Below are 22,819 nucleotides of genomic sequence, written 5' to 3' on the forward strand. Positions count from 1 at the left end.
TATCAGAAATTTCTTCTACCGAAATGAAAAAATTAAATCTAACTTTTGAGACGGCCTCTTTATCTTTATAATTGATCTGCTTAAAATTATTACTTTTTATCCCACCATAATTTGGTTCCGCCTGTGTCGGGGCCACCAATATACTGTAAGGCCTGAGCATAATTCAGGGTATTGTTTCTGTATTTGGTCGGGATAGGAATTCTCCTGATCATTGCATCGGTACTAATGGTTCCCTGGCTGTCATTCAGAACATTTTTGAAAATAACAGGATAGCCCGTTCTTCTCTGCTCTGCCCATGCTTCAGATCCATCAGGGTAAATAGCAATCCATTTCTGGGTCATGATTCTTTCTAATTTTCTTTCGAAAGTATCACCATCGTTCCATTTGATGGTAATAGTGCTCAGCATTGGACTTCCTGCCAGAATACTGTTTGAAGCATTTTTAGGATCAATATATGGAGCTTCCTTCGAAGTCGCATCTGCGATATAGGCTGCATAAGCTGAGCTTTTCCCCCATTCTGCAAATGACATTTCGATACCTTTATTGTAATTTGTTCCTGCATCTCCGGCTCCGGCATACCCTCTGATGGCAGCTTCGGCCTTTAGGAACCAGATTTCTGCAGCAGTAAATACTTTATTTTTTCCACTGCTGTTAGAGAAATAATCTCCATTAGCAGATGCAGCGATAGGTTGGGAGAAGTCACCATATCGGTCTTTACTTCCTCCCATATCAACACCCTGTCTTATCCCAATGTACTGTCCGGCTACAGAAGGATCAGTGGCAGGCTTGGCATAGGCAGATCTTCTTGGATCATTAAACCCGTTCATAAATGCCATTAATGGCGCCCCTATCTTACAATCTCCCCAGGAATAGATAATATCGCTGAGAGGAGAAGCTCCTCCGTAATTAATCAAGGCATTTGAAGAATTGTCATCGATAAATCCTACCGGAGAAGCTAAAGCCTCTTCAGCATATAGTCTTGATTTAGCAGGATCAGCATAGCTGATTCTCATAGCAAATCTTAATTTTAAAGAATTGGCAAGCTTTGCCCAATTAGCCAGGCTGCCACCATATATGAGATCCGATTTAGTAATAACCGCTTTATCTTCTACACCCGGAGTTTGCTGCAAATCTGAAATAGCCGAGGTAAGATCCGCAATGAAGTTATTATAAGCTTCCTGCTGCGAATCAAAATCGGTAATCCCTGTTGTAGGATTGGGTGTTTCAAATTTACTGTAAATAATAGGACCATGGGCATCTGACACTTTACTGGCAGAGATAACTTTAAGGATTTTAGCAAGAGCAAGTGATGCTTTAAAATTTATACCCGGATAATTTTCCTTGATTACGGTATTGATGGTTTTAGATTTATCAAAAACATCTTCCAGCTGCGTCATCATAATTCTCTCGTTCCAGCCGTCCATAATGAAATAAGTGGTATTATTTCTGCCTCCATTATAAGGCGTAGCTGTACTGAATAAACCACTGAACATGTCAGCGTTAAGATTGGTCTGCAGCTGATAGATCCAGTTGGTAGAACTCTGCTGATTTCTCTGCATCAATTTCAACGGATTCACAATCTGGGTAAAATCGGCATTGAAATTTTCAGGTCCTCCTATATATTCCTGATTATATTTGTCAAATTCACTCGTGCAGCTTAAGGCGGAAAACAGCATCAATGCACTGAATGATATTGTTTTAATATGGGATATTTTCATTGTCTTAAAATTAGAAGTTAGCTTTTAATGATAAACCTACAGATCTGGTAATTGGCATACCAAACATATCAATTCCTACACCTCCAGGATTGACTCCGGAGACCTGTTCCGGATCAAACGGAGCATCTTTATATAAGAAGAACAGATTGCTTCCTATTAAACTTACGGTCGCATTTTCCATAAATTTTGACTTTATATCAAAGGTATATGAAATTGAAGCCTGCCTTAAACGCACTGCTGTTGCTTTATACATATATGGTTCGTCAATGGATCCTGACACTTTAGAATAGTATTTTTCAGCATCGGTTAACCCTGTGTAAGGGGTTCCGTTTTCATACACTGCATTTGGAATAGACACTCCTCCATTATCACGGGCATCTGCACTGGCCTTACTTACCCCATACTGATCGTTTTTAGCCTGGGTATAGCCTAATACTTTTCCTCCGAATTTACCATCAATAAGGAAACTGATTCCTAATTTTCCGATATTGAATGAGTTGTTGAAACCAAGGATAAATTTAGGGTTCGGATTTCCAAGATACTGAACCTGGTTTTCATCTCTTAACGGAACGCCATCCGCATCCACAATAATTCTACCTTGGCCATCTCTCTTGAATACTGATCCGTAGATATCTCCGAATGAACCACCTACTTTTAATCTGTTATACCCTCCTCCTGTAAGCACAAAGGTTTTGTCTGCAGGAATCTGTAATCTGGATGGGAAAAGTTCTTTAATGGTATTTTTATTGGCAGATGCATTAATTGTTGTGGTCCAATCAAATTTTTCCCCGGCGAATACTTTATAAGATAAACTGGATTCAAATCCTACATTCTGAATTTTTCCGGCATTGACATCAAATCTTCCGGTTCCAAATCCTAAGTTGGAAGATATTTCCACCGCCTGCAAAAGCTGATTGGATACTACTGAATTATAATAAGTGAAGTCAAAGCTTAAACGGTTATTAAAAAGTTTAAGTTCTGTTCCTGCTTCAAAAGTTTTGTTAAGTTCCGGTTTAGCAAAGAGTTCAGAAAATTCCGGGTTGGTCACCGGTGATGAATTAGGAGTAATCATAGTACCTGCATTTACCTGATAACGGTAAATATTAGGAGCAGTTAGGTTGGAATACAGTCCGTTTCCAACTTCTGCATAGGAAGCTCTCACTTTCCAGAAATTGATGGATTCTGAAATATTAAAGATTTCTGATAAGATGGCGTTTAAACCAATCGATTCATAATCAAAAGAAATTCTGCCGGTTCCTGACAGTGTTGAATCCCAGTCATTTCTAAATGTAAGATCCAGATATAAGAATTTTTTATATCCCAAATTGGCACTTGCAAAGACGGACTGGGTCTGTTTTTTTGTTCTATACACGACGTAGCTCACTCCATTTCCATTCTGGCCCGGCCACTGTAAATTATTCAGTTCAAATAAGTTAGGAATTACCAAAAGGTTATTCTCTATGCTGCTTGATGTATATCTTTGCGTATTTATACTTCCACCTACCGTAAAATCCAGAGAAATATCATCTGTAATTTTCGGACTTCCTATTAATAAGGCATCACCATACGTAGACGAACTTTCTACAACATCCTTGTAAAGTTTACCATTATCATTTCCTCCCAGTAATACAGGCAGGGAATACACTGCAACATTACGCTGGCTGTCTGAAGTGGTATAACTATAATTTCCTCTTACTCGTGCAGATAGCCACGGATTAATCTGGTAGCTCAATGTTGCTGCACTGTAAAGGTTTTTATTTTTTGTTGTAACAGGGTTTTTATAAAGAATCCAGTAAGGGTTTTGAGATTCTACACTGAAGCTTCCATCCGGTTTTATGGCCCACCAGTTCTGGGCAGGAAGTAGTCTGTTATTATTTTGATAGGTGTAATTTGAGCCACTGAACTGATCGAAATCAACACCTCTCGGCAACCAATACAGGTTCACCAATGGAGAATAATAAGATCCTGGCGTCAGTCTGTTTTTACTGTTCTGCAAAGATCCCATAAAGTTGGCGTCAAGCGTCAGCTTATCATCCAGAAATTTACTCGAATTCCTGAAATTAATATTATACTGATCAAATACTGATGTCGGGATAATTCCCTTATTCGTTGTATTTCCTATAGAGAAGAAATTGTTGGATTTTTCATTTCCAGACTGGAATGAAATATTGTTGACCCATGTAGCTCCGGTCTGTAAGAAATCTTTAAGATAATCTTTTGAAGCTCCTTTTGCTCCCCAACTCTGTTGGGAACCGGTTTGTCCCGCCGCGCGATCGTAAGGAATACTCTGCAGATAACTGTATTGGAGTTCAGGGAGACTATAAGCCTTATCAAGTGTTAAACTTGTCGTATAGGATAATTTACTCCTTCCCGATTTTCCTTTTTTAGTTACAATCAAAACGGCACCATTACCTCCCGCAGCGCCATATAATGCTGCAGCTGAAGCACCTTTCAGAAAATTGATGCTTTCAATATCCTCAGGATTGATGGTACTTAATACATCTCCTGTATCAGGCATAGAAGCAAAAAAATCCACATTGGGTCCTTTTGTATTGTTAATGATAGGAATACCATCAATTACATACAATGGCTGGCTGTTTCGTGTAGACTTATCTCCTCTCATAACCACCCTTACGGATCCTCCGACACCACCATTGGTCTTATTAATCTGTACATTGGAAACCTTTCCATTGATGGAATTCAAAAGATTGGGTGTTTTTACTTCCGTAAGCTCATCCCCTCCAATTTGCTGGCTTGAGTACGTTAAAGATCGTACCTGCCTTTTTATCCCCAAAGAAGTAACAACCACCTCTTCTATTTTGGTTGTTTTAGCAGTATCTGCCTGTTTTGTTTCCTGTGCGTAGGCAGATAAAGAAATAGCTAATAAAACCGGTATAACAGTTTTTCTCATAAGGTTAGTTTTATTAAGATTTATTTGAGAATCAACTACATTGCCTTAAATATTGTTTAAATTTTAAAACAGGATTTATCTTCATTTTTCTGCAACATTACATCCTGTTTGCATTAAATAATTAAAGTTTTGTTAAGATTTAATTCACATTAACAAATCTAAATTTTGTTCACAGCCAGATATAATGCTATTTTATCATAAAACGATATTATTTTTTCATACGTTTTTATAAAAATGAAATTATTCACTGATTTACAGCAAAGTAAATCGATTTCAAACTTATTGTTTATGATTAACTACATGGTGTTTTTTTAACATATTATGATTGAAATATATCTGATTACCAATAGAAAATCCGGATAAAACGATCCGGATCTTATGATTACAAAATGTATTTGCTTAATTAAAAGGATTATTCGATTTTTTTCACTCCTTTAAAAAGTTCTTTAAATTCTGTTGGCGTTGTTTTTTTAATGGATTTAAAAACCTTGTTGAAATTGGCTATATTATTAAAACCAGCTTCAAAAGCAGTCTCAAAAACGGTCAGATTTTTCTCCATCAGCCATCTTGCAGCATAACTGATCCTGATTTCATTCAGATAATTCACAAAAGTTTTACCTGTTCTTTTTTTGATGAACCTGTTGAATGTTACACTACTCATATTGATAAGCGATGCTGCATCGTGAAGTGTTATTTTGCTTTCAAAGTTCTTATGGACAAAATCATGCACGATTTTCATTTTATCATTATCCGCAAAAGTTTCGAGCTCTATACTGTAAGAAGATAAAAGAGTTTTATCTTCGGCAATAGCCAGTTCATTAAGAATTTTCATAATTTCAATAAAAGACTCAAAACTGTTCATTTTGGATAAGTTGAAAAAAGAATCTTTAAGCTTTTCTGCCGTTTCCTGCGAAAATAAAATTCCCCTGATTGAGTCCTTCATCAGGTTACTGATGGGTTTCAGAATATTCTTATCCATCATGGATTGATTAAAAAAATCCTGATTGAACTGCACCGTGATCTCATGGGTCTTCCGGTTTTTACACTTATGGTTGGCCCAGCAGTGCGGCAGATTGGGACCAACCAACACCAGTTCGATGTCGCCTATTTCCCCTGTGTGGTCACCGATCATCCGGCGGTATCCCTTTCCTTTACTGATAAAATTGATCTCGATCTCCGGATGGTAGTGATAAGGAAAGTCAAAAGAAGCCTTTATCCGGTCAAATACAAGAAAGCTGTCCTCTGGAGATAATGGAGTTATTTCTCTCAAAATATTTTCTAGCTTGCTCATTTAATCTTTGAAAAAATTAAAGTTATTATTCAATACAGTATTTTTTACAAATTTGATAAAAAACCAATCAATTCATATATAATTTTTATTTTTTCTTTGCTTTTAATAAAAAAAGTGAAACAAAAAAAATAAAAAGTAATACCTATTAGGAATAAAAACAATGTCAAAAACTCCTTTTTTGTATCTTTAGCTAAAGTAATTATATGCAACAGCAGCTTAATTTTGAAGACCATTATAAAAATTAGGGTTTGGAACGTTTTCAGAAAAATCTGGAAAGATCAACAAAACTCATTTCAGATGTGACATTAAAATACTTTTTATTTCAGAAACGATGAACTTAATAAATTTTAATCATCATAAAGTTTCAAAAAATTACCTGTCGGGAAAAAAGTACAATATTTAAGGCTTTTTATCCATTGATTTTGGCTTACAACCACTCTATCTTTGTATCATCAAAACAACATATTAAAAACAACAAAAAGCAAACATTATGAGACGTAACGCAACAGCCGTTTGGAACGGTAACATCAAAGAAGGTAAAGGACATTTAACTACTCAAAGCACAACTTTAAACGAAACCCAATATTCTTTCAACAGCCGTTTTGCAGACGGAGTGGGAACAAATCCTGAAGAATTACTGGCTGCAGCACATGCAGGATGCTTCACAATGAAACTGAGTGCTGAGCTTTCACAAGCTGGCTTTACTCCTGAAGAATTAAAAACAACCTCTGTGATCACTCTTGATCCAAGCGTTGGAAAAATCACAAAATCTGAACTGACTCTTACCGCAAAAGTTCCGGGACTTTCAGAAGAAGAATTTCAGAAATATGCTAAAATTGCCGAGGAAGGATGTCCGGTAAGTGCAGCTTTCAATTTTGAAATTACTTTGAATGCCACTTTAGCTTAATAAAGAGTTTTTTATTTGAACCATTAAGATTTTAAAAAAACCTTAATGGTTTATTTTTTACACAGATCATACGGATTACGCAGATTTTTCACTTAAATATCTCTACACTACAATTTTAAACTTTAAATAAACTTAAGCCTTTTCAAAACTTTTGATTTTTATGGAAAAGACAGTTACAAAATAAAAATATACCAATCGGTATATTTTCGTATATTTGTACCATATTAAATACTCTTAAAATGTCAAAAGCAGAAAAGACCAAACAGTTTATTATTGAGAAAACAGCTTCTTTGTTCAATACCAAGGGTTATCTGTCTACGTCTTTATCTGACATTACAGAAGCTACTGGCCTTACCAAAGGCAGTATCTACGGAAACTTTGACAATAAGGATCAGGTTGCACTTGAAGTTTATAAATATAACTCCAGTCTTCTGTCTAAAAGTATGGCCAGATCTTTAGGAGATGACTTTCCATCTACGATTGATAAATTAAATGCTTTTGTCAGTTTTTACCGGAAAAACTGGAAAGCCGTCTTTGAAAATGGAGGCTGCCCTCTGATGAATGCCGCCACCGAAGCTGATGATACTTTTCCCAGCCTGAAGAAACAGGTTACCCAATCATTTGAAGGCTGGATCAAAAAAATAACTTCCGTCATTGTTGAGGGGCAGAAAACAGGAGAAATACATCCGGATATTGATGCGGATGAATACGGATCGCTCTTCATTATGCTCGTTGAAGGCGGAATTCTTTTGGCTAAAACCACAGAAGAGGAAAAATACTTACATCTGGCTTTAGACAGAATACTTTTCATGATCGATAAAGAGCTAAAAATACTTCCATCATAAAACTTTTCAATATGGAAACAAAAAAAGTGGCCATTGTAGGATACAGCAGGATTCCTTTCGCCAGAATTAATACAGCTTATGCAGACCTGGATAACCAGGAGCTTCTGGAAGCTTCTCTCAACGGACTTATTAACAAATATCATTTACAGGGAAAGCTCATTGGCGAAGTAGCCGGAGGTGCCGTTATCAAACATATTTCAGAGAGCAACCTCATCAGAGAAACAGTGATGAATACTGCTCTTGACCCAGCCACTCCTGCATGTGATCTCCAGCAGGCTTGTGATACAGGAATTGAAGCAGCAGTTTATATTGGAAATAAGATTGCTTTAGGGCAAATCGAAAGCGGGATCGCCTGTGGCGTTGAAGCCATGAGCAACATTCCGTTTGAATCTGCGCCAAGGTTAAGAAAAGCCCTGTTAAAAGCCAATAAAGAAAAATCAGTATTTAAAAAACTTAAACAACTGTTAAGCCCAAAGTTGAAAGACTGGATGCCTATTCCTTACAGAGGACAGGAACCGAAAACCGGCCTGGTGATGGGCGGACATACGGAAATTACAGCAAAATACTATCAGATTTCCCGTGAAGAGCAGGATGAATTGGCATTAAAAAGTCACCAAAATATGGCTAAAGCTTATGATGAAGGATTTTTTGATGATATGATTATTCCAGCCTTCGGTTTAGAGAAAGACAATAATCTTCGCAGAGACACCAGCATGGAGAAACTGTCCCAGCTGAAGCCTTCATTTGATAAAGAAAACGGAACTTTGACTGCCGGAAATTCAACACCTTTTACGGACGGAGCTTCTGCCGTACTTCTGGCCAGTGAAGAATGGGCCAATGCTAATGGTCTTCCTGTTTTAGCCTACATTAGTTTCTCAGAAGTGGCAGGAATTGAATATGTTGAAAACAAACAAAATCTACTTCTCGCCCCTGTTTTTGCAGCAGAGAGAATGCTTAAAAAGGCAGGAATGAGCCTGGAAGATTTTGATTATTATGAAATTCATGAAGCTTTTGCCGCACAGGTTCTTGCCACCATTAAGATTTGGGAAAATGATGATCTGGCTAAAAAATTCGGACTGGAAAAAGCACTGGGGAAAATTGACAGGAATAAACTGAATGTAAAAGGCGGAAGCCTTGCCGCAGCACATCCTTTTGCAGCTACAGGCGGAAGAATTATCGGTACCTTAGCAAAACTGCTTCATGAAAAGGGAAGCGGAAAAGGGTTTATCTCTATTTGCGCCGCACGCGGACAGGGTGTCACTATGATTTTAGAAAAGTAAAAACAAAAAATAAGTATGGACAGATTAGCACAACTGCAGCAATTCATCGGAAAGGAATTTGACCAATCTCCATCACCGTTTATGAAATGGCTCAATCCTATTGTAGTTTCTGCAGAAGAAGGACATCTTGAGTTCCAGTATACCGTGAGACCGGAATGGCTGAATCCAATCGGAAACCTTCATGGTGGGGTAACTGCAGCTATTGTTGACGACATTATTGGGGCTACCATGTTCTCCCTGAATGAAAATTCTTTTATAACAACCATCAATAATGTGATCGATTATTTTTCAACTGCAAAAGAAAATGATAATATTGTAGCCGAAACGAAAATTATAAAAAGAGGCAGGCAGTTTGTCAATGCACAATGCGAAATATGGAACGCAGACAAAACAAGACTGATTGCCAGGGGAACCTCTAATCTATTCAAAATTAATAACTAAGTATGAAAAGAGTTGTCATTACAGGACTGGGCGCGGTAACGCCTTTGGGGAACAATGTCGAAGATTTTTGGCAAAATAGCATTAACGGTGTCAGTGGAACAGGTTTAATTACTCATTTTGATTCAGAAAAATTTAAAGTGCACTTCGCCTGTGAGGTGAAAAATTTTGATCCGAAAATTCATTTGACCCACAATGAAATAAAAAGAAGCGATTTATTTTCACAATATGCTATGTATGCCTCCACGGAAGCGATTCAGGATTCAGGTCTTGAACTGGAAAAAATGGATCCATTTGACACGGGCGTGATCTGGGGAACCGGACAGGGCGGTATGGTGACATTTGAGACCGAGGTTATGAATTTTGCAGAGGGAGACGGAACACCAAAATTTAATCCTTTCTTTGTGCCTAAATTTATCGCCAATATGGCTTCAGGGATGATCTCAATGAAATTCGGGCTGAAGGGAATCAATTATACAACTATTTCAGCCTGTGCCACAGGAAATACAGCGCTGATGGATGCATTCAACTATATTCGTCTTGGAAAAGCAAAAGTGATCATTAGTGGTGGTTCTGAAGCTGCAATCACACCTGCTTCTATAGGTGGTTTCTCAGTTATGAAAGCGATGTCTACCAGAAATGATGATTTTGCCACAGCAAGCCGTCCTTATGATGCAGACAGAGACGGTTTTGTCATGGGTGAAGGTGCCGGCGCTTTGATCCTTGAAGAATATGAGCACGCCAAAGCAAGAGGTGCTAAAATTTATGCTGAACTGGCTGGTGCCGCTATGACAGCTGACGCTTATCATATGACTGCACCTCATCCGGAGGGAATCAGTGCCATTAAAGCCATGCAGCTGGCCATGAAAGAAGCAGGAGCCAATATTGAAGATCTTGATTATCTTAATCCTCATGCTACTTCCACTCCGCTTGGAGATCTGGTAGAGCTGAAAGCAATCAGTAAGTTATTCGGAGGAAATAAAAAACTTGATATCAGTGCCACGAAATCCATGACAGGACATTTACTAGGGGCCGCCGGCGCTGCAGAAGCTATTCTTTCCATTAAGGCCGTGGAAAAAGGAATTATCCCTCCTACGATCAATCTTCATCAAATTGATGAAAGCATTCCGAAAGATATAAATATTGTTTTTGGAGAAGCCAAAGAAAAAGATATCAATTTCGCTTTAAGCAATGCCTTCGGGTTTGGAGGGCATAATGCGACTTTGGTTTTTAAAAAATTCAAATAAATTTTATAAAAAAAGCAGTCTGGTTGACTGCTTTTCTGTTTTATCAATTAATTTAAAATAGTTTCCTCTACTTCGCATCAGCAATAAAATAGTCTTCTGTATGATCAGCAATCGGGATATAAAGCCTCTCCCATTTCTCATCCCCAATCATATCCCAACTGTGACCTTCTCCTTTAGTATCTTCAGCCAAAAGAATAATGCCTGGCTCAATAAGAAATGTAGAACCATTGCTTACTTTGAACCTGATCTTTCCTTTTAATGTTACCACATACTGTCTTCTTGGAGCGGGATGAGTAACTTTTTCCCATTCTTCAACTGTGGTACTTATCCAAAAAGTATTGATATTCAACGGCTTTAAAGTCGGAATCTTCCCTTTTTCGAAAGTACTTGTCCCATCGGGGTTATTCATCAGCCTGACAGCAGAAATAAATTCTGAAGTATCCTCCATTCTCAGACTGTTATGACTTTAACCATTCCGAAGAGGAAAGGTAATTCTGATCGGGATAATAAATAAAAAGACAATTTCGTCCTTTTATGGTATTAATGATCGGCTGCGTTAATGATCTCGGTACTGCCGGGCATCCCCAGCTTCTTCCGATTCTTTTGTGCATAGATGCAAACTCGTCGCTTACATAATCTGCTCCGTGCATCACGATAGCTCTTCTGTAGGCCGCATCATTAAAACCTTTGTCCATCCCAAGCAATTTCAAAGAATACCCGTTGTCTCCCTGGTAAGTAGCATCTGTGATATAAAATCCTAGGCTGGTCTGCAGCGAACTTTCCGTATTAGAAAAATTCGTCGCAAATTCTTCGCCTGTATTTTTTCCGTGTGCTACCAGTGAATTGAACAGTACTTTCTTCTCATCAGTATCAATTACCCAAAGTCTTTTTGTATTTGAAGACATAGAAAAATCGCAGATAGTCAATAAATGCGAGTCTTGGTTAAGCAATCCTGCTTTCTTTAAATTTTCAAACCCTGTTAATGCTTTTGCGAAAACTTCGTAATTCAGCTCATGTTCAGGGTCAAATGGAATTGATTTGTACAATTCTTCTGATGAAGATGCTGTACCAGCGGTCTTCTCAGTTTTCATCTCTGCTACTTTTTCAATTTTTGCTGTATTGACATTCTCATTCTTTACTGCCTTCTCCGGCGAAAGATAGAATGATGTTGTGACCATATAAACCAGGCCTAATACACTATAAATTCCTTTCATTCAATAATATTAAATTCCAAATTAGTGTGGCAAAATTATAAAAACATAATTACCAGACACTTATAAGTCCACAAAGTTTAACTGAATTTAAGAAACTTTAACGTCCTGATTTTGTGAATTAAAGCTTTATATTTTTGTTAATCTGCAACAAATTCCAGGCTTATGGAATTCATGCAATAACGCAGCCCCGTAGGTTCCGGACCATCGTCGAAAACGTGTCCAAGATGAGAATCACATCGTTTGCAAAGCACTTCTACCCTTTCCATTCCATAGGCAGTGTCTCTTTTGTAATAAACGCCTTCTTTATCTGCTTCAAAAAAGCTCGGCCATCCGCAGCTGCTCGCAAATTTTGAGGTAGAACGGAAGAGATGATTACCGCAGACTGCACAGTAATAATCTCCAATTTCATCGAATTCATTATACTTTCCGGTAAATGCTCTTTCTGTAGCCGCTTCTCTGGCGATGGAATATAAATCCGGGGCAAGGATCTTTTTCCACTCATCATTAGAAATATCAAGTTTTGAAGTGTCGGTTCTGGAATAGTATGGATTGTTTTTTGCTTCTTTATTTTCCATAGGAAGTTTTAATAGGCTTGGGTTTCTGCGGACACGCCAGCAAAAAGGTTAATAATATGATGAAAACTAAAAATTTCATTGTAAATTTTAGTCCTGAATTTCATCCCGGTTTAGGATGATGGTTTCATTACCAAATTTAGTAAATTTGAGCATATGAATGACGAAGCGAAAAGAAAACAGCTGAGAAAATATAAAATGTTTGCCACCGGACTATTTGTCCTGATGGCCGTTATTTTTATTGCCACCACCCTACTTCAAAAGTCGAATCCATCTCATTGGCTTGGTTATGTAAGGGCTTTTTCCGAGGCGGCAATGGTTGGAGCTTTAGCAGACTGGTTCGCCGTGACAGCGCTTTTCAGGCATCCGCTTGGGCTTCCTATTCCGCATACGAACCTTATTGAAAACGGTAAACAGAGGCTGGGTGATAATCTGGGCAGCTTTGTGGTGAGTAATTTCCTTTCACCTCAAAATATTCGTCCTTATATCCAGAAGCTTAAAATTTCGAATTTCGTCGGAGAATGGCTTGGGAAAGAAAAAAGCCAGGAAATCCTGATCAGGAATCTTTCGGATATTGTTCTGGATATCCTCAATAAACTTGATGATACTTCTGTGAGCCAGTTTATCAGCAAAAAGGTATCTGAAATGACGGATGATATCAAGCTTAATAAAGTGGTGGGAAACGGTATCAGCTATATTCTGGAAAAAAATGATCACCAGAGAATTGTTACCAATCTTTCCAGACAGATCAAAGAGTATATCGTCGAAAATGATGAAATGATCAAAGACCGGGTACAGAAAGGGAGTTATTCATTCATTCCTTCTTTTGTTGATAATAAAATTGCGGATAAAATCGCCAGTGGACTTTCAGATTTTTTCAGGGAAATAGAAGAAGATCCTGGCCATGAAATCCGAAATCTGATTACCCGGAGAATCCAGGATTTTTCTACCGACCTGAAGGAAGATCCGAAATGGGATGATGAATTTAAAACGATCAAAAACGGCCTTCTGAAAAATGATAAACTGGATGAATACTCCAATGACATCTGGATTTCCATTAAGAAAACTTTGATGAAAGAATTACAGGATGACCAGTCTTCTTTAAAAAATTATCTCACGAAAAACCTTAATGAATTTTCTGAAAATTTAAAAACGGATGAAAATTTACAGAATAAGATTGATCATTGGGTAAGGGTGACTGCTTATAAATACATCCTCAAAAACACCCATCAGTTCGGAAACCTCATCAGTTCCACCGTAGGAAACTGGCAGGGCAAAGAATTAAGCGAAAAAATGGAACTTGAAGTGGGAAAAGACCTGCAGTTTATCCGTGTAAACGGAACACTAGTTGGAGGACTGGTGGGGCTGATCATCTATACCATCGCTAATTTCTTCCTCTAAAACTATTCAAACCAACCATGAAAAAACTATTAATCACTTTGCTTATTCCTCTTTTTGCACTCTGTTTCTGTCAGAAAGTTGAATTAAAAGCAGTAACGGATTCTTCGCAGATCTTCAAAGGAGAGATCGCAGGAATGCCTGTTACCATGCAGCTTTATTTTGCCGGAATTGCTGATTGCAGCCTTTACCAGTATTTTGTTGACGGTTGGTATTATTACGACAAGTATCAGAAAAAAATACCCCTGATCGGTATTTACGATTACGGAAAGCTTTCTTTATATAATTTTGGAAAGAAACAGAAGCAAAATTCCAAAGTATTTAAAGATCAGATTACTTCACCTCAAAAAGTGGAAAGAATCGCTGAAATTGCAGAAACGCTGTCTCCAAAAGAATCCATTGTTTTTGAACAGGATAATCCTAAGGGAAATTCAGTCTCAGGAAATTTTTATTTGAATAATAAAGCTCAACCTGCCAAGTTATTTACCGGCAATGATATGGTCTACCGTTATAATAATTACCTGACCTTACCCAACAACAAAAAGATCAATACATTTGATTTTATCAATAAGCATGGCGGAAATCAACTGATTTCTTATGCTTCCGGAGAGAATGGAAATCGGGTTTTATTATATTTTGAGCATTCGTCCAATTTCAATGCATGTGGAAGATGCGGCGCCAGTGAAGGAGAAAAAGGTTACAGAATTCTGTACTTTACCAAAGACTGGAATTATAAAAACTATGAAGAATTTCTGACAGAAAGCTGTTTGGAAAATATTTACGATACCATCGAAACAAAATCCCGTGATCGGAAAATTTTAAAATATAAAATCAATAAATCTTCATCTTCTCCTGCCTGTATCCTTACAGTTGACATAAAAAATGCAACGGTTGTAAAATCAAAATAAAAAAGAGAACATTACGCTCTCTTTCTTTTTTATCTTGGAAGCCTGCTGGCTCTCTTTAACAGTTCTTTATTGATCTCATTGATCAGTTCGGGACCTTCGTAGATAAATCCTGTATAAAGCTGTATCAGGCTTGCTCCGGCATCCAGTTTCTCTATAGCATCTTTTGCACTATGGATTCCTCCCACTCCGATGATTGGGAAAGCTCTGTTGCTTTTATCGGAAAGGTATTGGATCATTTTTGTGCTTCTTTCACGGATAGGCTTTCCACTCAATCCTCCATTTCCTATCTGTTCCAAAGCTTCAGGAGAGGTTTTCAGACCTTCCCGGTTGACAGAGGTATTGGAAACAATCACCCCATCAATTTTTGTCTCTGCAATCAATTCGACAATTTCATCTAACTGATTGTTATTAAGATCCGGAGCAATTTTCAGTAATATAGGTTTCTGTACAGATTTTGACTGATTGATTTTTTTTACTGCTGTAATCAGCTCACGCAGATACTCTACATCTTCCAGCTTGGCGTGGCTTCCTACATTCGGACAGCTTACGTTCAGTACAAAATAATCTACATGAGGATGAAGGCCTTCAAAACAGTCGAGATAATCCTGGGTGTAATTTTCAGGGCTTGTGTCGGTATTTTTCCCGATGTTTCCACCGATGATTATTTTTCCTTTATTTCCTTTGAGTTTTTCTATGGCAGCTTGAAGACCATCGTTATTAAACCCCATTCTGTTGATAATTCCGCCATCTTCAATTAAACGGAACAGTCTCTTCTGAGGATTTCCTGCCTGAGCTTTTGGTGTTACGGTTCCGATTTCTACAAATCCGAAACCAAGATCTCCCAGCTCGTTGAACAAGACTGCATTTTTATCAAAACCGGCAGCCAATCCTACAGGATTTTTAAATTTTAATCCGAAAACTTCTCTTTCCAGACGCTTGTCTTCAATAGGTTTGGGTAAAAATAATTTGGTAAGAAATCCAAAATTTTTAAGCATTGAAAATGTAAAATGATGAACTTCCTCGGGATCAAATTTGAAGAGAATGGGTCTGATGATACTTTTGTACATTGAAAAAAAGTTTTACAAAAATACTCAATTTAAAATTAATGTCCGGCTAACCTGTGATATTTTATTGAGAATTGTTTTATAAATATTATCTATATATAACAATTATATGATTGATTTGCAGATCAGCGAGATAAAGAAACTATTGTTTCCTGGAACCTTTGTTCTTTAATACCGAAATTATTCAATAAAATGTTTGCGTTTAAATCAGGAATACGGTTTCAAATCCAAATTTAAAATATCACCTACTCTTTTGAACTCATCATCTATGGTGGCATTTACCGTAATTCTCTCGTTAGAAACAGGATGATTAAAAATCAATTGATGGGCGTGAAGCGTCATTTTGTTGATGTCAAATGTTTGAAGCCACAATTTATTCTGTTTATTGCAACCGTGTTTCCGACAACCTAAAATTGGATGCAGAATATGTTTAAAATGTTTTCTCAACTGATGAAATCTTCCCGTTTCAGGAATGGCTTCTACCAGACAATATCTGGAAGTCTGATGTTTTAAAAAAGGTAAATCTATTTCCGAAGTCTGCAAACGACGATAGTAAGTAACTGCATTTTGTTTGACTTCATTTTCATTAATCAAATCGTAATCGATCGTCTCTTCTTCTTTTGTCCAACCACGAAGAATGGCTATGTATTTCTTTTCAACTTCCCGTGATGCAAACTGATCGCTCATGGTTCTCAATGTTTCTTTATCTAAAGTGAACAGCAAAACACCCGAAGTTTTTCGGTCTAATCGATGTACAGGAAAAACTTTTTGCCCAATTTGATTTCTCAACTCCCGAATAGCATAAGTATCAGCTTCTCCTGAATAAAAAGATTTATGAACCAATAGTCCGCTTGGCTTATTGATGGCAATAAGATGCTCGTCACGATAAAGAATTTCTAACATGGGACAAAAGTAGAAATTTTATACTGATTTAGCCCTGATGGCAGCGACATCCTTTTGCGAAGCGAAAGATACAGCGGACAGCAGGTTCCCGGCTCCTTAAAAAGCAAAAAAGGAATCAGTAAGCTGATTTGATGAAGCAGAAGTTTGTTTGTGCCCATGTTGGTTAATTGGAAAATTGGATGAACAGCTCTTTTTTCGGTTAATACACTCTTTTTTTATTTGAATTTCATGAATTTGGGTTCCAAATTCATATTTTTGCACATCAGACGTAAAAAAATTATGGCAAAGCAAGAAGATGTTTTCAAGAAAGTGATTTCTCACGCTAAAGAATATGGTTTTATTTTCCCTTCCAGTGAGATCTATGACGGTTTATCCGCTGTTTATGATTATGGACAGAATGGTGCCGAATTAAAAAACAATATCAAACAATATTGGTGGAAAGCTATGGTACAGCTTAACGAAAATATTGTCGGCATTGATTCGGCAATCCTTATGCATCCTACCACATGGAAGGCATCGGGCCACGTAGACGCTTTCAACGATCCATTGATTGATAATAAAGATTCTAAAAAACGTTTCAGAGCAGATGTTCTGGTAGAAGACTACTGCGCAAAAATTGAAGATAAAGAGAATAAAGAAATTGAAAAGGCAGCGAAAAGATTCGGGGATTCTTTTGACAAGGCTCAATTTGAAGCTACAAATCCAAAAGTTTTGGAATACAGAGCAAAAAGAGAGGCAATTCTTTCAAGATTGGCAAAATCTCTGGAAAATGAGGACCTTGCTGATGTAAAAGCTTTAATTGAAGAACTTGAGATTGCTGATCCTGATACCGGTTCTAAAAACTGGACGGAAGTAAGACAGTTCAACCTGATGTTCGGAACTAAATTAGGGGCTTCTGCAGATTCTGCGATGGATCTTTATTTAAGACCGGAAACAGCTCAGGGTATCTTCGTTAACTTCCTGAATGTACAGAAGACTTCACGTCACAGGCTTCCTTTCGGTATTGCTCAAATTGGTAAAGCGTTCAGAAACGAGATTGTTGCCAGACAGTTTATTTTCAGAATGCGTGAATTCGAGCAAATGGAAATGCAGTTTTTTGTAGCTCCGGGAACTGAACTGGAATTCTACGAACAGTGGAAAACAAAACGTCTGAACTGGCACTTAGCTCTTGGATTAGGCAATGAAAATTACAGATTCCACGATCACGAAAAACTGGCGCACTATGCCAATGCTGCAGCTGATATTGAATTCAACTTCCCATTCGGATTTAAGGAACTGGAAGGTATTCACTCCAGAACTGATTTCGATTTAAAAGCTCATGAAAAACATTCGGGAAGAAAACTTCAGTTCTTCGATCCTGAAAGAAATGAAAACTATGTTCCTTACGTTGTAGAAACTTCTGTAGGTTTAGACAGATTATTCCTTTCCATATTCTCTCACTGTCTGAAAGACGAAGTATTGGAAGATGGTTCAGAAAGAACGGTTTTATCTTTACCTCCGGCTTTAGCACCAATTAAAGCAGCAATTCTTCCGTTAATGAAAAAAGACGGTCTTGCTGAATACGCTGAACAGGTGTTCAATGACCTGAAATATGATTTCAACTTATTCTACGAAGAGAAGGATGCCATCGGAAAACGTTACAGAAGACAGGATGCCATCGGTACGCCTTACTGTATTACTATCGATCACGACTCTCTGACAGATCATACGGTTACGATAAGAGACCGGGATACTATGAAGCAGGAAAGAGTTCCTGTTTCTGAACTAAGAAGGATCATCGACGAGAAAACGAATTTCAGAAATTTACTTTCTAAAATATAAATCAAAGCCCCAGCATTTGGGGCTTTTTTTATTTCTTATAAGCACCTAATACTGAATATTTTTAAGCTCCCGCAGGTTTAACAGACAGTTCAGATTCTTTTTTGCTTTTTATTTTCGATAAAGAAAATGAAACTTCTCCGACATATGTGTTAATTTCCTATTTTTGGAAAAATAATAACTATGAAAAAAATATATTTTCTGCTCTTTGGATTGTTTCAGACTTTATCCTATTCCCAGACCCAAGACCTTACAACACTCGCAGCCGGCGATCATGTAGGCATGAATGCCTTGTTCGATGATAAAGATAACCTTTATGGCTATGTCTCTCTTTATTCTTATGGAAAAGCAGGTGATAAGACTAAGAAATTCGAATATGTAATCCTGGACAAAAACCTTAACCCCGTTGCCAATAAAGAGTTTGAAGGTGATATTACAGCCGGTTCATACCTTGGGTATGTTGACTTTAAGGGACAGATCATTCTAAAACCTTCCATGATGGATTATTCCCTGGTAAAAAGCAGAGAAATTTTCACACCGGTTTCTATGGTGATAGATCCGAAAACCAATACGATCAAAAGAAAAATATACTATGATTATCTGGAAGACGGCACCTTCAAGGAGATCAATGAGCCTAAAAACTGGAAAGCACAGCGCAAGGAAAACCGTGAAGAGAAAAAAGAAAAAGGCTATAACTATGTTTCCGCTGTAGGAGAAGTAAAGGAAGGAGGCTATTTTGCCATAGAGTATAAAGACTACGGAAAATATGTGAACAATAACAGCATCATTAAATTTGATGACAATAAAAAGGAGCTTTGGCGATACAAATACAATACTGACGGCAGCAAAAAGGTTTTCTCCACATTGTCCGTTCTGGAAAGGGATGAGAAGTATATGTACTGCATCATGAAAAAGGCAGATGATGATAAAAAATCTTTCAGTCTTGTGGTGATCGATATGAAAACCGGAAAAGAAACTACCAATAAACCTATCACAGGCCTTTCCGATACGACCATCGACCTCATCGACAGTTTTTCTTTGGGCTATGGCAGCAGCCTTGACAATGATAAGACATTTGATGATAAGATCGTTTTGCTGGGAAGAAACTTTGCTAAGTACGACTTTATAGGCTATGCCAGAATGATGGTCAATAAATCGGATTTTACCGTAGATACGAAAGAGATCAATTTCAAGCCGGATTTTGCCTCATTCCTTCCGAAGATTAATTCCAATGGAATGGTAGAAAGCGGTTACATGCTTCAGACTAAAGATATGTATTTTATGAATGACGGAAGTGTTGGGATTCTTACAGAGAAATACAAGCCGGCCGGCCAGTACAACGCACCTAAAACTACCGATCTTGTTTATATTTACACAGATAAAGATTTCAAGATCAAAAATGTTCAGGTTTTTGAGAAAGAGAAAACGAAATGGGTGAACAGTGATTATCTTTTCTCCCAATACCTTAACGGCGGAAAAGATGTTGTATTTTTCTACCGTGACTATCAGAAAGATGAAGTTACCAGACAGAAAAAATGGAATCTTTTCATCAATACGGTTATTGACGGAAAGTTCAAACAGGAAATCATTCCTATTTCTGAGAAAGACAATTATGCCGTTACGCCGTATGTTGGAAAAGAAGGGTATATCCTTCTCCGTGAGTATAACGAGAAAGAAAAATTCAATAAAATACGTTTAGAAAAACTGAACTATTAAAAATAAGAATCCTGATTGTACATCAGGATTCTTTTATTTGTTAGCTGCTTTGGTAAAAGTCTGCTATATTCTTTATATCATCCAGGCTCAGATTCCACATAAAGTTCAGGAACTGCTGATAGCTTTCACTTTGATTTTTAGGCTCTATTCTGTCCAGATAGCGGTTCAGATTATAATTTTTACGGGCCTCATATATTTTCGAAAAACATTTGCCCAGCCAGCCTTTATAATACTTTTCCTCTTCGCCGTCTTGCAGAAATTGCATGGATGCATAAATTCCCAGCCCGTAATCTTCGGAGTGATAGTAATTGGGAAGAATTTCCATTCTGGCCATTTTCTTTAATGTTGTAAAAGCATCAGAAGCCTTGTCCGGCTCCGCAGATGTTTTCAGTTCTGTGAAGCTTTTTTTAAGTCTTTCGATCCTTCTGGACATTTCGGGATGTGATGCCAGGGAATCTTTATCCAGTTTTTCTTTGTAAAAATTATAATTATACAGCGAAAAATCTTCCTTTTTCATCCACTTTTCATTGAAAGCCTGCTTTGGAAGATCAAAAAGTTTTTTATAGGTTTCCACTTTTAATTCACGGGGAGAAATTGTGTCAAAATCCCGCAGCCGCTGAAGTGCATTAACAAACTCAGCTTTTTTAAAATCACTGTTTTTAAAGATCACATAACCCAGCGAGTCAGCCTTCATTTCCTGCTTCCTTCTTTCCACCCCTTTTTTATAAGCCCGGTTCTTCAGGATGTCGAAAGCCTTTTGGTTTTGGCCCTGGCTACGTCTCTCTGTTGTTTCCTTCAGGTTCTGAACGGTCATTTTATCCAGCTGGTTCTGTTCAATGATGTTTAAAAATGTCTTCAGCGAATGTTCATCTATTTTATGTCCTAATTCGTGAGTGATCACTGCAGCAATTTGGTCTTCGCTGTTCAGCCAGTTGTAGAGCCCCATATTGATCACAAATGTACCGTCTGCAAGGCAGTAAGCATTGGGAGTATTGTCCCTTGCCACCAAAATGTTCAGATCCTGGGGAATGCTTGGGTTATTTTTTCTGAGACGCTGGATCAGGCTTTTTATTTCAGTTTCAAATTCAGATTTGAAAATAAAATCTTTGTTCTTCACCTGTTTTTCGAAATCAGTCCCGAATTCTTTATAAATTCTGGACAGTTCAGAACCGGTCTTCCCGGAATACTGTGATCTTAATTTTTTAATAAAAACCTCGTTATTTCCGGCAAAACTTTTTAAAAATTCTTTTCTCTGCAAATAATCTGCGGTATCAATCATTTTATAGGTCTGGGCGGCTCCCATCACCGAAAAAATGAAAAACACAAATACAATGAGTTTTCTGGTCATATTTTTCATCATTAATCGCAAAAATAGTTTATTTCCCGTTTCTTTTTTATTTTCTTATCAAAATTATTCTAAATTTGTTTGAGACTGATACTCATAACTATATGAAGGTATTAAAATATGTAATAGGCGGAGCAGCTTTAGGTGTAGCCGCAGTTTATCTTTTGGGATACGACTATTTATTCAGTGGAATTTCCAAAACATATTTCAAGGGAAGATCAAGCGCTTATATTGACGACGGAATACTGTTCCCCGGAAACCCCATCGCTACAAAAGATCCGGAACGATGGACAGAAGATCCGGAATATAATAAAAAGGAGCTTCCGGAAAATATTATCGAGAATTTAAAGCATTCCAAAACAGCCGCTTTTGTTGTTATAAAAAACGGAAAAATCCTTCATGAACAGTATTGGGACGGCTATAACCAGCTTTCACAGACCAATTCTTTTTCTATGGCAAAGGCTGTTACTGTCATGTTGTTAGGAAAAGCTTTGGAGGAAGGGATCATTAAAAGTATTGATGAAAAACTTTCTGATTTTTATCCTGAGTTTAAAGAAAAACAGTTCGGGAGAGATGTTACGCTTAAAAATTTAGCCCAAATGGAAGCGGGGCTCGACTGGGATGAAAATTACAATAATCCTTTTTTGCCGAACGCAAAAGCCTATTATGGCAGGAATCTCATTAAAGCAGTCTTCTCAAGGAGGTTTAAAGAAGAACCGGGCACCCTATTTGAATACCAGAGCGGATCTACACAACTCCTCGGTTTTGCTCTGAAGAAAGCTCTGGACCGGACACTGGCAAGCTATTTATCAGAAAAATTCTGGATCCCGATGGGAATGGAGCAGAATGCATCATGGAGCACAGACAGTTATGGAATGGAAAAAACATACTGCTGTATTCATTCTAACGCAAGAGATTATGCGAAACTGGGGCAGCTGTTTTTAGATAATGGAAAGGTAGGAGATCATCAGATCCTCAACAGGGATTTTATCGAACAGATGAGAACACCTACCGAAAAATCCAGAGAAATCTACGGAATGGGCCTCTGGATCAACCATGACAACCCTATTAAACATTATTACTTTCTGGGACTTCAGGGACAATATATTATTATGGTTCCTGATCACAATATGATTATTGTAAGAACCGGAAGCTACAGCAATAATCCTAAAAACGACAGAGAAAGACCGGATCAGGTAAGATTCCTTGTCAACGAAACCGTATCATTATTTCAGTAAAAAGCT

General features: G+C 37.6%; 19 protein-coding genes. 10 read left to right on the forward strand and 9 right to left on the reverse strand.

Features of this window, described 5'->3' with window-relative positions; genetic code table 11:
- Positions 1-89: 89 nt before the first annotated feature.
- The 3 genes from ACMGDK_RS08845 to ACMGDK_RS08855 form a co-directional block, all read right to left on the reverse strand.
- Positions 90-1,718, reverse strand: coding sequence for a SusD/RagB family nutrient-binding outer membrane lipoprotein (locus ACMGDK_RS08845; protein WP_436807599.1), 1,629 nt, complete (start codon positions 1,716-1,718; stop codon positions 90-92).
- A gap of 10 nt (positions 1,719-1,728) precedes the next feature.
- Complete coding sequence (locus ACMGDK_RS08850; RefSeq protein WP_436807600.1) at positions 1,729-4,629, reverse strand: SusC/RagA family TonB-linked outer membrane protein; 2,901 nt, start codon at positions 4,627-4,629, stop codon at positions 1,729-1,731.
- 412 nt (positions 4,630-5,041) lie between these two features.
- Positions 5,042-5,920 carry an AraC family transcriptional regulator gene (locus ACMGDK_RS08855; RefSeq protein ID WP_111958772.1) on the reverse strand — a complete coding sequence of 293 codons (879 nt, stop codon included), beginning with the start codon at positions 5,918-5,920 and terminating at the stop codon, positions 5,042-5,044.
- Positions 5,921-6,410: 490 nt separating this feature from the next.
- On the opposite strand from ACMGDK_RS08855, the gene ACMGDK_RS08860 reads away from it, so the two are divergent.
- The 5 genes from ACMGDK_RS08860 to fabF all read left to right on the forward strand — a co-directional run bounded on the left by ACMGDK_RS08860 (position 6,411) and on the right by fabF (position 10,637).
- Positions 6,411-6,827 (forward strand): OsmC family protein, encoded by a 417-nt coding sequence (locus tag ACMGDK_RS08860; protein WP_426047882.1) that lies wholly within the window; start codon positions 6,411-6,413, stop codon positions 6,825-6,827.
- Positions 6,828-7,066: 239 nt separating this feature from the next.
- Positions 7,067-7,672, forward strand: coding sequence for a TetR/AcrR family transcriptional regulator (locus tag ACMGDK_RS08865; protein ID WP_436807601.1), 606 nt, complete (start codon positions 7,067-7,069; stop codon positions 7,670-7,672).
- An 11-nt stretch (positions 7,673-7,683) separates the two neighbouring features.
- Positions 7,684-8,952, forward strand: a complete 1,269-nt coding sequence (locus tag ACMGDK_RS08870) for an acetyl-CoA C-acetyltransferase (RefSeq protein ID WP_436807602.1) — start codon at positions 7,684-7,686, stop codon at positions 8,950-8,952.
- 15 nt (positions 8,953-8,967) lie between these two features.
- The gene (locus ACMGDK_RS08875; protein WP_436807603.1) at positions 8,968-9,393 is read left to right on the forward strand and encodes a PaaI family thioesterase; all 426 of its coding nucleotides are present in this window, start codon (positions 8,968-8,970) and stop codon (positions 9,391-9,393) included.
- Positions 9,394-9,395: 2 nt separating this feature from the next.
- The gene (gene fabF / locus ACMGDK_RS08880) at positions 9,396-10,637 is read left to right on the forward strand and encodes a beta-ketoacyl-ACP synthase II (protein WP_436807604.1); all 1,242 of its coding nucleotides are present in this window, start codon (positions 9,396-9,398) and stop codon (positions 10,635-10,637) included.
- Positions 10,638-10,704: 67 nt separating this feature from the next.
- Here the strand turns inward: fabF and ACMGDK_RS08885 are convergent, their stop codons facing one another.
- From ACMGDK_RS08885 to msrB, 3 genes are all read right to left on the reverse strand, one after another.
- Positions 10,705-11,085: a cupin domain-containing protein gene (locus ACMGDK_RS08885; protein WP_436807605.1), complete on the reverse strand. Its 381-nt coding sequence runs from the start codon at positions 11,083-11,085 to the stop codon at positions 10,705-10,707.
- Positions 11,086-11,095: 10 nt separating this feature from the next.
- Positions 11,096-11,851, reverse strand: coding sequence for a murein L,D-transpeptidase catalytic domain family protein (locus ACMGDK_RS08890; protein ID WP_436807606.1), 756 nt, complete (start codon positions 11,849-11,851; stop codon positions 11,096-11,098).
- A gap of 137 nt (positions 11,852-11,988) precedes the next feature.
- A complete protein-coding gene (gene msrB, locus ACMGDK_RS08895; RefSeq protein WP_436807607.1) occupies positions 11,989-12,426 on the reverse strand; it encodes a peptide-methionine (R)-S-oxide reductase MsrB in 438 nt (145 codons plus the stop codon).
- A gap of 153 nt (positions 12,427-12,579) precedes the next feature.
- Between msrB and ACMGDK_RS08900 the strand changes: the two genes are divergently transcribed.
- Together ACMGDK_RS08900 and ACMGDK_RS08905 are read left to right on the forward strand one after the other, a co-directional pair.
- Entirely contained in the window at positions 12,580-13,824 is a 1,245-nt protein-coding gene (locus ACMGDK_RS08900) for a DUF445 domain-containing protein (protein ID WP_436807608.1), read from the forward strand.
- A gap of 17 nt (positions 13,825-13,841) precedes the next feature.
- Complete coding sequence (locus ACMGDK_RS08905) at positions 13,842-14,729, forward strand: hypothetical protein (RefSeq protein ID WP_436807609.1); 888 nt, start codon at positions 13,842-13,844, stop codon at positions 14,727-14,729.
- Positions 14,730-14,758: 29 nt separating this feature from the next.
- Here the strand turns inward: ACMGDK_RS08905 and ACMGDK_RS08910 are convergent, their stop codons facing one another.
- On the reverse strand, positions 14,759-15,796 hold the full coding sequence (locus tag ACMGDK_RS08910) for a quinone-dependent dihydroorotate dehydrogenase (protein ID WP_436807610.1): 1,038 nt from the start codon (positions 15,794-15,796) through the stop codon (positions 14,759-14,761).
- Between the two features lie 204 nt (positions 15,797-16,000).
- Positions 16,001-16,696: a pseudouridine synthase gene (locus ACMGDK_RS08915; protein WP_436807611.1), complete on the reverse strand. Its 696-nt coding sequence runs from the start codon at positions 16,694-16,696 to the stop codon at positions 16,001-16,003.
- A 279-nt stretch (positions 16,697-16,975) separates the two neighbouring features.
- Between ACMGDK_RS08915 and ACMGDK_RS08920 the strand changes: the two genes are divergently transcribed.
- Complete coding sequence (locus ACMGDK_RS08920; RefSeq protein WP_436807612.1) at positions 16,976-18,517, forward strand: glycine--tRNA ligase; 1,542 nt, start codon at positions 16,976-16,978, stop codon at positions 18,515-18,517.
- Between the two features lie 180 nt (positions 18,518-18,697).
- Complete coding sequence (locus tag ACMGDK_RS08925; protein WP_436807613.1) at positions 18,698-20,230, forward strand: hypothetical protein; 1,533 nt, start codon at positions 18,698-18,700, stop codon at positions 20,228-20,230.
- Between the two features lie 40 nt (positions 20,231-20,270).
- Here ACMGDK_RS08925 and ACMGDK_RS08930 read toward each other — a convergent pair whose 3' ends face one another.
- The gene (locus ACMGDK_RS08930; protein WP_436807614.1) at positions 20,271-21,578 is read right to left on the reverse strand and encodes a M48 family metalloprotease; all 1,308 of its coding nucleotides are present in this window, start codon (positions 21,576-21,578) and stop codon (positions 20,271-20,273) included.
- Between the two features lie 101 nt (positions 21,579-21,679).
- Between ACMGDK_RS08930 and ACMGDK_RS08935 the strand changes: the two genes are divergently transcribed.
- Entirely contained in the window at positions 21,680-22,813 is a 1,134-nt protein-coding gene (locus ACMGDK_RS08935) for a serine hydrolase domain-containing protein (protein ID WP_436807615.1), read from the forward strand.
- Positions 22,814-22,819 lie beyond the last annotated feature (6 nt).

Source organism: Chryseobacterium hilariae (genome assembly GCF_051400735.1).
Taxonomy (GTDB): domain Bacteria; phylum Bacteroidota; class Bacteroidia; order Flavobacteriales; family Weeksellaceae; genus Chryseobacterium.